Origin of the sequence: Undibacterium sp. RTI2.2 (assembly GCF_035018705.1) — a bacterium.
Classification (GTDB): Bacteria; Pseudomonadota; Gammaproteobacteria; order Burkholderiales; family Burkholderiaceae_D; genus Undibacterium.
The window spans coordinates 1-206 of record NZ_JASJXN010000171.1 but is presented as its reverse complement, the minus strand read 5'-3'; the positions used below and the strand labels follow the sequence as shown (position 1 = coordinate 206).

Here is a 206-nt window from a genome sequence, read left to right as displayed (position 1 = left end):
AATTTTCCAGTTGTCAGCGCGGGGCGTTTCCAGAGAGATTCACAGAAGCCCTTGCGGCTATTGGATCGACGAAAATTTCCTGGACGCAGAATTTCAATTGAAGTGGAAAATTCTCTGTGCTGTTTAACACCTGGGATTTCAGCAAGCTTTCTACTCGTCTCTGAAGAGCGGTGCCATTGCTGAATTTTTTCATCCATCTCATCGAC

Annotated in this window: 1 protein-coding gene; it reads right to left on the bottom strand. The window is 45.6% G+C overall.

The genetic code is table 11. The features are described 5' to 3' along the window. A partial coding sequence (locus tag QN395_RS21585; RefSeq protein WP_323493073.1) for a hypothetical protein occupies positions 1 to 206 on the bottom strand: 206 nt, incomplete at both ends.